The organism is Gracilimonas sp. (genome assembly GCF_014762685.1).
GTDB lineage: Bacteria > Bacteroidota > Rhodothermia > Balneolales > Balneolaceae > Gracilimonas.
The window spans coordinates 1816207-1828540 of record NZ_JABURM010000005.1; the positions used below are offsets into that span (position 1 = coordinate 1816207).

A 12334-nucleotide genomic window follows, 5' to 3' on the forward strand; every position below is an offset into this window, starting at 1 on the left:
AAGCATATCCATATGGTGGGTATAGGTGGAATTGGTATGAGCGGGATGGCCGAAATCCTATTACAGCGCGGTTATAAGGTAACCGGATCAGACGGTGCAGAAACCGAAACTACGAAGCGACTTCAGGAACTCGGCGCCGTCGTTCATAAAGGACATAAGGCCGAATATATCGAAGGCGCAGATGTTGTGGTTTACACCAGTGCCGTGAAAGCTGATGATAATGTAGAAACTAAAGCTGCCACTGAAAACCGTATCCCCACTATTAAACGAGCAGAAATGCTGGCCGAATTGATGAAAATGAAGTTTGGTATCGGAGTGGCCGGAACACATGGAAAAACTACAACCACAACTATGGTAGGGCACGTGACCCAAGACGGAAACTATGATCCAACCATTATCGTCGGAGGGAAAGTCCACAGTTTTGACAAAACCAACGCTGTAGTTGGAAAAGGTGATTTAATTGTGGTTGAAGCCGATGAATTCGACCGAACATTCCTCCGTCTCTCCCCTTCAATTGCGATTATTACGAATATTGAAGCCGAACACCTGGACATTTATGATGATTTGGAAGATGTAAAACAGGCGTTTATTGACTATGCAAACAAAGTACCGTTTTACGGAGCGGTTATTGTATGCCTGGATGACCCAAATGTGCGCAGTATTTTGCCAAATCTTGAAAAAAGGGTCATCACCTATGGAATAACTCCTCAAGCTCAACTTCGGGCAATCGATATCCGTGTAGATGCTTTTACCAGTACCTTTACAGTAGTACATGAAGGTGAAAAACTTGGAGTTATTACGCTAAAAGCGCCGGGCGAGCATAACGTAAAAAATGCACTGGCTTCTATTGCAACAGGAATTGAACTGGGTATTGATTTTAAACTAATCAAAAAAGGCATTGAACGGTTTGACGGAGTATTCCGAAGATTTCAGCTCAAATATGACAACGGCTGTATGGTCATAGATGATTATGCCCATCACCCTACAGAAGTACAGGCAACACTACAGGCAGCACGGAAAGGATGGCCGGATCGCAGGGTCGTTGCGGTATTTCAACCTCATTTATATTCCCGAACTCAAGATTTATATAAGGATTTTGGGCTCTCTTTCTTTGACGCTGAGTTACTTATTGTGACAGATGTTTACCCTTCCCGCGAAAAACCCATTGAAGGAGTAACAGGGAAATTAATTGCAGATACAGCCATACAATACGGGCATAAGAATGTGATGTATGTGGAGGATAAAGAGAAAGTAACCGAAACTCTTAAAGAAATTTCAAAAGCCGGAGATATCATTATCACCATGGGAGCCGGCGACATTTACCGGTTCGGTGAAGAATTTGTAGAAGCGCTGAAATCAAAAACATTCAAACCAAAAGGAAAGTAGTTGAGTAATAAAACTACAAATAAAAGCTTAATGCCCTGGATAACCGCCATTATGATGGTGACCGGCATTGCTGTGCTTGCTGCAATGTATTGGACTCAAAATGTGACTATACAGGAGGTAAAAGTAAATGACCTTACATTTACATCCTATGAAGAAATAAAAGAAGCAGCCGCTATCCCTTTCGGTGTAAAACCTGACAGCCTTAATCTTAATGAAGTAATCCGGAGGGTTGAAAGTTTGACATATGTCCGATCAGTAATGCCGTACATCGAACCCAACGGAAATTTAAGGCTCAATATCAGAGAACGTCAGCCCATAGCTTTACTGGTTAACGGTTCAAGTCGAAAATATGTAGATGCAGAAGGTGTACGCCTTCCCATATTAGAAGGCAAAACACAAGATGTACCCTTGCTCTATGGATACAGTGCCGCATCATCAGATACCATTAAAGCTGAATCATTTGTACAAGTCAGAGATTTTTTAATGAAAGCCAAAATTAACGGATTTGCCTGGGCCACTATCAGTGAAGTGGTTTTCGATGAAACCGCCGGTGTGGTAGCATTGAGCCATGAAAATGGAGTCAAGCTGCTTTTTGGACGTAATGAATTTGAAATCAAACTGGAGAACTGGAAAGCTTTTTATACAGAAGTGATCCGCACCAAAGGCATCGATGCTATGCGTCAGGTTGATCTCCGGTTTACAAATCAGGTGGTAACCCATGAAATTTAATTTTGATCACATATCATTTTCTGAAGTACAGGGATATTCTTTGCTAAAAACCAAAAAGGGCTCAATATCAGCTGATGCTACCAAAGCAAAGAATCTGGTGCGAACAGAGATCCTGTTGCAGACCCTTTTAAATGCCCCAAAGGATGGTTTACTGAAGGAAGATTCAGTCTTAGACTTTTATGCAGCCATAGCAACAAACTGTAAAGACTTAAGACCATACGTCCTTAGCAGCAGCTTCAGGGAAATATTCGAAGAAAAAACTTTAGCAATCAATCAAAACACAGCGGATCGTCATGGAAGAACATGAAAATATAATGGTAGGCCTGGATATCGGGACCACCAAAATTTGCGCAATCGTAGCCTCAATCGATGAACAGGAACGTATTCACATTCTCGGGGTGGGTAAAGCTCACAGCGACGGCCTGAACCGTGGAGTTGTGGTAAATATAGACAAAACCGTTAATGCTATTAAAGATGCCATTGCCCAGGCAGAACTGGCTTCCGGCATACAGGTAAATTCAGTGAATGTAGGTATCGCCGGGGATCATATCCGAAGCATGAGAAGCAAAGGCGTAATCACCATCAACAACAAAGACAACGAAATTACCGCCAAAGATGTAGAGCGACTGCTTGAAGACTGCCAGCGTATTATGCTGCCAACCGACCAGCAAATTCTACATGTAATTCCGCAGGAATTTGTGGTGGATGGTCAGGATGGCATTAGCGATCCGGTTGGAATGAGCGGCATGCGTATGGAAGCCGAAGTTCACATTATTACAGGCCTTGTTTCCGCGGCTAAGAACATGTATCGCTGCGTGGAAAGAGCCGGTTACCAGGTAGCTGACTTAATTCTTGAACCCCTTGCTTCCTCCTACTCTGTATTGGATGAAGAAGAAAAAGAAGCTGGCGTGGTATTAGTGGATATCGGGGGCGGTACTACCGATCTCGCCATTTTCCAGGACAATACGATACGACATACGGCAGTAGTCGCCATTGCCGGGCAAAAAGTAACCGATGATATCCGGCTCGGACTCAGCGTGCTTGACGATCAGGCTGAAACCCTTAAACGTAAACATGGCGAAAGTTATGCAGACCTGATCGAGGAAGATGAGGTTATCACAGTACCGGGAATTGCAGGACGCCCGCCCAAAGAAATAACTAAAAGTATTCTCGCTAAGATTGTTCAGGCCCGAATGGAAGAGATCCTGGAAATCGTAGGCATTGAAGTTAAACGCAGCGGATATGCAGATTCAATGAGTGCCGGAGTAGTCATTACCGGTGGCGGATCATTGATTAAAAATATCTGTCCGCTGGCAAACGAAATTTTAGGACTGGATGCCAAGGTAGGAATTCCTCTGGGCATCACAGGTGGACTGAAGGAAGAAGTAAACAGCCCAATCTATGCTACCGGCGTAGGCTTGGTTATGCACGCCCTTCGTTCAGGAACCGCTAATAATCAAACGATGATACCCACATCATCAAAAGGAACCAATGTTGAGCAGGTGATGCAGAAAATCACCGAGCGCATGAAGAGTTGGTTCAAAGAACTTTAAAAGTAAAATCAGCAATCAACACAAGGGAATGAATCCGTCTGACGGATGTAATTCCAAACGCAATCATCTACAACAATAACAATCCAGTAAATCAACAACTCAAATAGGAGTTATCATGGCTAACAATTCACGTTTCTTTTTCGACGAACAGAGCCAGGAAAACGCTAAGATCAAAGTGATCGGCGTAGGCGGCGGTGGCGGAAACGCCATTAACAATATGATTAATATGGGGCTCGAAAGTGTGGAGTATATCGCACTGAATACCGATGCCCAGGCACTAAAAAACAGCATGGCGGATATCAAGATCCAGGTGGGTTCGGCCCTTACCAACGGACTTGGCGCCGGGGCACGTCCCGAGATCGGGCGTGAGGCGGTGGAAGAAAACCGTCATGAAATTGAAGAATCCATTGAAAATGCCGATATGGTATTTGTAACGGCAGGCATGGGTGGCGGAACCGGAACTGGGGGAGCTCCTGTGGTGGCTGGAATCGCCAAACGCCGTGGAATTTTAACCGTGGGTATCATCACTACCCCATTTGAATGTGAGGGCAAAGTTCGTAAAAAATATGCCCTGGAAGGAATCACCGAGCTCAAGAAAAATTGCGATACGGTAATAGTGATCCCCAATGAGCGGCTTCTCGACATTGCCGACGAAAACACTTCCCTGATGGAAGCCTTTGCGATGGCGAATGAGGTACTTTACAACGCAACACGCGGTATCAGCGACCTGATTCTCATGCCCGGACTCATCAACCTTGACTTTGCTGATGTTCGCACAACCATGAGCGACGGGGGTGCAGCCATTATGGGCTCAGCTACAGCTGAAGGTCCTGACAGAGCTGAGAAAGCAGCACGGGCAGCTATTAACTCTCCACTGTTAGACGGAGTAAGTATTCGCGGTGCACGAAATGTATTGGTGAATATTTCAGCCGGATCTAACCTTGGAATGCGTGAAACCACAACAGCTACCAATATCATCCATGAAGAAGCCGGTGAAAATGCCGAGATCATTTTAGGTACGGTATTGGATGAAACTTTTGGAGATGAAATCCGCGTGACGGTGATCTCTACAGGTTTCGAATTGGCAGAAGATCGCTCCTCGGCTAAAGTGGCCGGAAGTAAAGAACCTTCTTTGAATAAAGCGGCTCAAAATGCTCAGGTCAATATTCAAAAGTCCAAGAAAGAATCGGATGTACCAAATCGATTCCCAAGAGGAACAGGCGACTATTACAAAGGGGAAAACAACCTCAAAAAACTGGATACTCCTTCTTATCTGCGTCGTGATCTAAACGTTCGCAAGCAGGAAGAAAACATCGAAGTTCCTGAGGAAGAAGAGCAAAACAACGAAGCGCAAGATAATATAGCGCCTTTCCAAAGCCGCACGGAACGCATCCGTAAGGATGATACCGAGCAGCCGGCCTTTCTCCGTAAAATCATGGATTAAGGAATTGTTATTGATATCGGTTCTCAACCCGGTACCATGGGAGTGGTACCTCTGAGAACCACTGATTTTACTGGATTATAGCTTCATTAGAGCTATAGATTGCTAACAACAGAAAAGGCTCCTTGATAGGGAGCCTTTTCTTTTTAATACCTGCTTGTTTCTTACTTTTTTGCAATTTCTGTATTGGAACAAAATTATTTAGGTCTGTGTAAGAATGGATTCAAATAAAACCTGTTTAATAATCTAACATATGCTATGAGAAATCTGCTTATTTTGTTCTTGTTTGTTGCATTTTTACTTTCGATGAACCATAATGCAAACGCTCAAAGTACAGAGCTGGGTGTTATTATTGGGGAACCGACCGGAGTTAGTGCGAAATTCTGGGCATCCGGGAGAACAGCGATAGACTTTGGAGTGGCATGGTCACTGGGTGAGTCCGGAAATATGCACATTCACTCTGATCATCTCTGGCATTTTTGGAATCAGTCAGGTCCAGCATTTTATACCGGTTTGGGTGGACGATTAATAATGAATAATGAGACCCAATTAGCCGCCCGCATTCCGATCGGTCTTCAATTTAATGTGGCCAAGCGACTCAGTTTATTTTTTGAACTGGTACCCACTCTCCCCATCGTACCTGAAACCAGCTCCGATTTTGATATAAATGGCGGAGCAGGCCTGAGGATAAGGTTTTAGAATCAATTTATCATAAAATAGAATACACCAACCGACCCGCCATAGCTACAGCTAACACTGCAAAACCCCACTGCAGGTATTTTCTTTTGATCTTTTGGTTGAGATAAGCTCCCCCAAAACCTCCGATGAGTCCGCCGATAGCCAGCGGAAAGGCCGCTCCAAAATCCACATAACCGACCGAAAATTCTGTAAGGCCCGAAATAGCACCCGGTTCAAAGGCAAGCTGCAGCCAGCCGGTAGTAACCATGAGTATCATCGCCAGATGGGATACACTTACTGCTTTTCTGAAGGGCTGTTTATAAAATAAATTCATAATGGGCACCATCACCCCGCCCCCGCCAACTCCGGCAAGGGCAGCTACAAATCCGCCACAGCCACCTGTAATAAACGATTGCTGCAACTTCAATGGTTCAAACTCCCGGTCAAATTCATCTTTCTTGTCTTTACCCCTTCCGAACATCATGTATGCAACATACAACAACATTATCGAGAAAAAGATCACGAATTCGGTTCGGTTGTAATACGGAGAAGTAATCACCAATTTACCTGCATAAACACCAATTACTCCCATCAAGCCCAACTTAATTCCTTCACCCCAAAATATATTATCCTGCAGATATTGGCGTACAATACTTCCTGAAGCGGCTATGAACGTACAAAACAAACCGGAAGCCACCGTCCAGAGTACCGGGTTTTCGACTCCGGCCCCATCAAATAAAAAGAAAAGGACAGGAGTGAAAATGATCCCACCGCCTATTCCAAGCAACCCGGCTAGAATTCCCGCTACCAATCCAACCAATAAAAGAAGCAGAAGCTCAAGCAAAAGTGATCTCCCCTTTTAAATAAGTGACGGCCTCACCGGATATCTCCACCCGATCTCCTTTCATCGTGCAAATAAGATCTCCTCCACGCTTAGAGATCTGTCGGGCTTTCAATTCGTCTTTACCTAATTTTTTACTCCAGTATGGAGTACTTTTGGTATGAGCCGAACCGGTAACCGGGTCTTCATCCACTCCTGATTGCGGAGCAAAAAAACGGGACACAAAATCAACTTCATCACCCGGAGCTGTGACAATAATTCCACGTGCTTCTACTTCACTCAGCATCTTAATGTCAGGGTTTAATGCTGCAACTTCTTCCTCCGAATTCAGCACTACCATGTAATCATCGGATTTAAATACTTCGGGCGTTTTGAGAATTCCCAGAGCTTTGAAAAGAACATCCGGAGCTTCAGCTTTTTCCATATGATCTGCAGGGAAATTCATCAGTAGTCTTCCCCCTTTTTTGCCAACTGTAAGCAAACCACTTCGGGTTTTAAACACGATCTCATCCTCTGAGTAGTCAAGTTCTTCAAATAACACATGAGCTGTGGCAAGCGTGGCGTGCCCGCAAAGATCCACTTCCACTGTCGGGGTAAACCACCGCAAGCGATAACTATTGCCCTCTTTCACAAAAAAGGCTGTTTCGGAGAGATTGTTTTCAGCAGCAATATCCTGCATTTGTTCATCTGTCAGCCATTCCTCTAAAGGAACCACAGCAGCCGGATTCCCGGTAAATAATTCGGATGTAAACGCATCAACTTGATAAATGGATAAACTCATGATCTAATAATTTCATATTTAAAATTAAAAAGTAAGTCTTCTTGAACTGTGGAACTCAAAAACCCATTCTTAATTTTAAATCTTTCATTTTAAATTACCTCTGAATGTAGGGGCATTTAATAATTAATTAAACCCTTAAGTGTACCACTCGTTCCATGGGATTCTAATTCGCATATACCCTGCCATCTCCCTTATCTTTGCGGCGATCTAACTACTATTTAATCATTATAACCTATGAGATATTTATTAACCCTACTATTATTATTTCTATTAATTGAATCCCCTAAAGCTCAGATCAAGGCTGAACTTGATTCTATCGATGTTACTGCATCAAGAATCACTACCTCCATTTCGGAAAGCGGAAAGAATGTTTCGGTGATCACTGCAGAACAGATCGGTGAAATGCCGGTACAGTCGGTGGATGAGCTTCTCCGCAGTCTTCCCGGCATCAATATAAACGGCCGCGCAGGTTTCGGCGTGCAAGCAGATGTTGGTGTACGCGGAAGCACCTTTTCGCAGGTGATGTTCCTTTTGGATAACACACCTTTAAACGATCCTCTGACTGCCCACTTCAATACCAATATCCCGGTTGCGCTTTCTGAGATCGCCCAAATCGAGTTGATCCGTGGCCCGGCAAGCACCTCTTTTGGAGCTGATGCCGTGGGTGGTGTGGTACACATAAAAACCAAGGCGTACATGATGAAAGAAGTTGAAGCCCCTGAAGAATTTCAACCCCGAGCTAATCTTGACGTTTCAGCCGGTGAAAATGACCTGCGCATCATTGATGCAACCGCAGGTGTTGCCAAAAAAAATATTCGATTCAGCACCTCTTTCAGAACGGCTTCATCTGATGGAGAACAGTTTTCGAACCCCGGATTTGAGCAGGGTGTTTCCCCGGAAGAGAACTATAACACCTATTTTGATATGATGAACCTGTCGGCTGCCCTTTCAGTAAACTTAGCTGAAAACTGGAATTGGTATGTACGTTCAGGGATCGAGAATCGTGATTTCAATGCCCGTTATTTTTACACGAGAAGTATCTATGACGAATCGGTAGAAAAGATCGACAGCCGGTGGGCACTTTCTGCATTAACCTACGATAATGGGAATCACCGCACTGAGATCAATGCCTCTTACCGGGATGTGGAAGATGTGTTTGATTTTAATTCCGGTACTCTTGGTATTCCGCCGAATGAGCATCAAACACAACAACTATTTCTGAATGCTTCTCATCAATATGAATTGAATAATGATCAATTGAATTCGGTTTCCGAGTCATTGAATTACATGCGATTTATGATCGGCGGTCAGATCCTAAATAAACAGATCGAAAGTACCGACCGGGGTGATCATGAAAACACCTCCTGGGGAGTGTACGGTATCCACACCATGAACTATGGCTTTGGGTTGAGTGTGACCACCAGCCTTAGACTACAGTTCAATCCCATAAGCGATCTTTCTTTCCTTCCGCAGATCAGTGCGGCTTATGACATGGGAACCCTGAATATCAGAACTTCTATTGGACAGGCTCTCCGTGAAGGCGATTTCACTGAGCGTTATATTTCTCATGAGATTCCAAATCTCACTCCCGGACGAAATATTGGGAATCCTGATCTGCTTCCGGAAGAATCCACCACTTTTGATCTTGGCCTGGACTGGACCCCAACCAACAACCTGAGGATCTCACCAACGGCCTTTTATCGGAGTTCATCAAACCTGATTGATTACGCTCTGACGAATTCTAATAACATCGATAATGCAGATAACTTGCAAGACGGTGAAGAATATTTCTATGCGTCCAACATTTCAGAATCTGATGTGGTCGGTATAGAATTTTTATCGGCCCTTACTTCTGATTTGGGATCAAGTGTGGCGTTAAGAACCGAAGCAGGTTATACCTATATCAAAACAACAAGTGATCAAAATACGGTTTCCCGCTACATTGCCAACCACCCATCGCATCAGGTTAGTCTTGATTTGTCTTTAACGGGCGGCAATCTTTCCGTACAGTCACAGTCTCAATTCAACGTGCGTTCGGAAGAAGCTGAGGCACTGATAAACGCTGAAGTACCCAACCAATATTTCCTGACCAATTTAAAGGTGGGATACAAACCATTCGGGAATAACTTCCAGATCTACACTCAGATCCTGAATGTTACAGACACACAATACCAAGAGATCCTCGGTGCTCCCATGCCCGGAAGATGGGTACTTGGCGGAGTTAAATACAGTCTTTAATTGTATTTTAGGTTTGATTAAACGCATGAATTTGTATGTGCATATTCATGCGTTTTTTATTTGATCTAACTTTATCGATCCGCGATTATCAAATCATCCGCCTCATCCGTGTTCCATTACAGTGTTTAGCTTGGGAACGAGCCGTACTAACTTTATCTTTAAAGGTCTGTAATTTCACTCCAAATCCATTTCATGAAACTGTACCCCAATTCCCTTTTAGATAAACTTGGTTTTGAGCATATCCGTCAGGCCACACTGGAGCTGACGCAATCGGTTCGCTCTGAGGAATTGATGGAAACTTTAAAACCTTCCTCAAATTTACAGCGGGTACAACTGCTTACCGGACAAACAGCTGAAATGCTGGAGATCATCGCCGATCCCGATCCTTTTCCACTAAGAGAATTTCCCGAGGTTCGCGACTACTTATCACAATCCAAAGCCGAAGGTAGCCTCATCCCCCTTCCCGCTTTTGTGGATGTGTTGAAAATTTGTTCAGCATCACGACAGGTAAAGAAATTCCTGAAAGCCAGAGAGGATACCTATCCCCGGCTTTTAAAAGTTTCGGAAGGACTCATCCCGATGAAGGAGCTCGAAAAAAACATTAAGGAGAAGGTGACAGAGTATGGAGAATTGCGGGACGATGCGAGTCCGGAATTACAATCCATTCGCCGAAAACTGAACAAGCGAAAAAGCGACCTCCGGGGAACTATCAACCGGGCTATGAATAAGGCCTCCAAAGATGGTATGACTTCCGATGAGGGTGCTACTATCCGTAACGGACGTATGGTGATCCCGATTCAGGCTGAATTCAAACGAAAGTTCCAAGGATTTGTGCATGATGTTTCCGCGAGCGGACAAACGGTGTACATTGAGCCGGTGGAAGCGCTGAATATGAACAACGAGATTCGTCAGTTCGAGGCCGAGGAACAACGCGAAATTGAACGTATCCTGAAAGAACTGACCAGACATGTACGCCAAAACGCCGAGTATATTGATCAAAATACCTTATGCCTTGCAGAACTTGATGTGATCGCAGCAAAAGCAAAACTCACTAAAAAGCTGGAAGGACAAATCCCGATCATCGCCGAGAAAAATTACCTTAGTGTGAAGGAAGCCTACAATCCCATTCTCCGGCTCAAAAACCTGAGTATCCGAAAAAAGGAAAATCGCGAGAAAATCATTCCGCTGTTCATGAAGCTGGAAGAAGACGAACGCTGCCTGATGATCACCGGGCCCAATGCCGGGGGTAAATCGGTAGCCATGAAAACCGTGGGCTTATTGTCCATGATGATGCAATCCGGGTTTGGCGTGCCTGCCAACCCAACTTCCGAACTTCCCATCTTCTCAGGGATTTATGTAGATATGGGCGATGATCAATCCATTGAAGATGACCTAAGTACCTTCTCATCCCGGCTGCAATGGATGCGAGAAACCGTGAAACAGTTTGAGCCAGGTAGTTTAGTGTTAATCGATGAAGCTGCTGCCGGCACTGATCCGGAGGAAGGCGGAGCACTGTTTCAGTCGTTCATCGAACGGATGCTGGAACAAGACTGTAAGGTGATCGTAACCACCCATCACGGTTCGCTTAAAGTATTTGCACATGAACATCCTTTAGCCGTGAATGGGTCTATGGAATTCGACCAATCTTCCCTCTCTCCCACCTATAAATTCAAAAAGGGTATTCCGGGAAGCAGTTATGCTTTTGAAATTGCCCAGCGCATGAACCTGAATGAAGAAGTACTGAAACGAGCCCGGGTGCTGCTGGGAGAAGCCAAGAATAGGATGGAATCACTGATCACTGAATTGGAGACGAAATCACAGCAGGCGGCTGAATTAAAGGAAAAATACACCTCCCTACAGGCCAAGGCAGAATCGGAACGGAAGAAGTTTGAGAATAAAATTCAGGCCATTGAAAAAGACAAAGAGAAGATCCGTGAGAAGGCGCTGAAGGAAGCAAAGTCGATCATGGACTCGGCTAATCAGCGCGTGGAACGAGCCGTCCAGCAGATTGTGGAGCAGAACAAAGCCGATAAAGATGAGATCAAGGAGATCCGCAAAGAAGTGGATCAGGAGAAAAAAGAAATTGACCGCTCGCTGCAAGAGATTGAAGAGAAGAAAGAAGAACGTAAACAGGTTACGGACGATCCTCCCAAAAAAGGGGATCACGTTCGTTTCAAGGATGGAAATACAACCGGGGAATTAGTGGAGATCAATGGTAAAAATGCGGTGGTACAGGCCGGTGGTTTGCGACTAAAGACCAAGTACAAGAACCTGGTTAAAGTGGAACAGCCCAAGAAAGAAAAGAAATCAAAAGCCCGTTCATCTATTATTGTAGGCGATAGTAATTTAACCAACGAGATGGTTAAGCCCTCCCTGGAGGTTCGGGGAATGAGAACGGAAGATGCCCTGCATGAGGTTACCCAATACATCGACCGGGCGGTGTTCCGAAATATGAATCAGGTGGAGATCATTCACGGAAAGGGGGATGGGATCTTGCGGAGCCAGATTCAATCATACCTGAATACTCGTAAAGATGTGAAAAATGTAGAAACGGCACCTATTGAGAGAGGGGGAGCGGGTTGTACGATTGTGGAGTTGAAATGAGGAATTGGGGATTTTGAATGTTGAATTTTCTATCTAATTCTAACCTTCAGATTCCTGCCTTCGTAATAATGATCAGGTAAGAG

10 protein-coding genes are annotated in these 12334 nt (G+C 44.5%); 8 read left to right on the forward strand and 2 right to left on the reverse strand.

The window, feature by feature from the left end:
• The first annotated feature begins 12 nt into the window (after positions 1-12).
• From murC to HUJ22_RS08260, 6 genes are all read left to right on the forward strand, one after another.
• A complete protein-coding gene (gene murC / locus HUJ22_RS08235; RefSeq protein WP_366871024.1) occupies positions 13-1386 on the forward strand; it encodes a UDP-N-acetylmuramate--L-alanine ligase in 1374 nt (457 codons plus the stop codon).
• 30 nt (positions 1387-1416) lie between these two features.
• Positions 1417-2115: a cell division protein FtsQ/DivIB gene (locus tag HUJ22_RS08240; RefSeq protein ID WP_290876090.1), complete on the forward strand. Its 699-nt coding sequence runs from the start codon at positions 1417-1419 to the stop codon at positions 2113-2115.
• The gene (locus tag HUJ22_RS08245; protein ID WP_290876092.1) at positions 2105-2422 is read left to right on the forward strand and encodes a hypothetical protein; all 318 of its coding nucleotides are present in this window, start codon (positions 2105-2107) and stop codon (positions 2420-2422) included. Before HUJ22_RS08240 ends, HUJ22_RS08245 begins: the two co-directional genes overlap by 11 nt.
• Positions 2409-3668 carry a cell division protein FtsA gene (gene ftsA, locus HUJ22_RS08250; protein ID WP_290876094.1) on the forward strand — a complete coding sequence of 420 codons (1260 nt, stop codon included), beginning with the start codon at positions 2409-2411 and terminating at the stop codon, positions 3666-3668. Before HUJ22_RS08245 ends, ftsA begins: the two co-directional genes overlap by 14 nt.
• 115 nt (positions 3669-3783) lie before the next feature.
• Complete coding sequence (ftsZ, locus tag HUJ22_RS08255; protein WP_290876096.1) at positions 3784-5112, forward strand: cell division protein FtsZ; 1329 nt, start codon at positions 3784-3786, stop codon at positions 5110-5112.
• A gap of 255 nt (positions 5113-5367) precedes the next feature.
• Positions 5368-5808 carry a hypothetical protein gene (locus HUJ22_RS08260; RefSeq protein ID WP_290876098.1) on the forward strand — a complete coding sequence of 147 codons (441 nt, stop codon included), beginning with the start codon at positions 5368-5370 and terminating at the stop codon, positions 5806-5808.
• A 10-nt stretch (positions 5809-5818) separates the two neighbouring features.
• Here the strand turns inward: HUJ22_RS08260 and HUJ22_RS08265 are convergent, their stop codons facing one another.
• Both HUJ22_RS08265 and HUJ22_RS08270 read right to left on the reverse strand, forming a co-directional pair.
• Positions 5819-6631, reverse strand: coding sequence for a sulfite exporter TauE/SafE family protein (locus tag HUJ22_RS08265; protein ID WP_290876100.1), 813 nt, complete (start codon positions 6629-6631; stop codon positions 5819-5821).
• Positions 6624-7409: a PhzF family phenazine biosynthesis protein gene (locus HUJ22_RS08270; protein WP_290876102.1), complete on the reverse strand. Its 786-nt coding sequence runs from the start codon at positions 7407-7409 to the stop codon at positions 6624-6626. Before HUJ22_RS08270 ends, HUJ22_RS08265 begins: the two co-directional genes overlap by 8 nt.
• A 234-nt stretch (positions 7410-7643) precedes the next feature.
• On the opposite strand from HUJ22_RS08270, the gene HUJ22_RS08275 reads away from it, so the two are divergent.
• Positions 7644-9647 (forward strand): TonB-dependent receptor, encoded by a 2004-nt coding sequence (locus HUJ22_RS08275; protein ID WP_290876104.1) that lies wholly within the window; start codon positions 7644-7646, stop codon positions 9645-9647.
• 192 nt (positions 9648-9839) lie between these two features.
• Entirely contained in the window at positions 9840-12251 is a 2412-nt protein-coding gene (locus tag HUJ22_RS08280; RefSeq protein WP_290876106.1) for an endonuclease MutS2, read from the forward strand.
• Positions 12252-12334: the final 83 nt, after the last annotated feature.

Excerpts from the sequence above, each read along its gene's own strand:
- HUJ22_RS08245 (WP_290876092.1), top strand. The coding sequence starts at position 2,105 with ATGAAATTTAATTTTGATCACATATCATTTTCTGAAGTACAGGGATAT.
- ftsZ (WP_290876096.1), top strand. The coding sequence starts at position 3,784 with ATGGCTAACAATTCACGTTTCTTTTTCGACGAACAGAGCCAGGAAAAC.
- HUJ22_RS08240 (WP_290876090.1), top strand. The coding sequence starts at position 1,417 with ATGCCCTGGATAACCGCCATTATGATGGTGACCGGCATTGCTGTGCTT.
- HUJ22_RS08270 (WP_290876102.1), bottom strand. The coding sequence starts at position 7,409 with ATGAGTTTATCCATTTATCAAGTTGATGCGTTTACATCCGAATTATTT.
- HUJ22_RS08280 (WP_290876106.1), top strand. The coding sequence starts at position 9,840 with ATGAAACTGTACCCCAATTCCCTTTTAGATAAACTTGGTTTTGAGCAT.
- ftsA (WP_290876094.1), top strand. The coding sequence starts at position 2,409 with ATGGAAGAACATGAAAATATAATGGTAGGCCTGGATATCGGGACCACC.
- HUJ22_RS08260 (WP_290876098.1), top strand. The coding sequence starts at position 5,368 with ATGAGAAATCTGCTTATTTTGTTCTTGTTTGTTGCATTTTTACTTTCG.
- HUJ22_RS08275 (WP_290876104.1), top strand. The coding sequence starts at position 7,644 with ATGAGATATTTATTAACCCTACTATTATTATTTCTATTAATTGAATCC.
- murC (WP_366871024.1), top strand. The coding sequence starts at position 13 with ATGGTGGGTATAGGTGGAATTGGTATGAGCGGGATGGCCGAAATCCTA.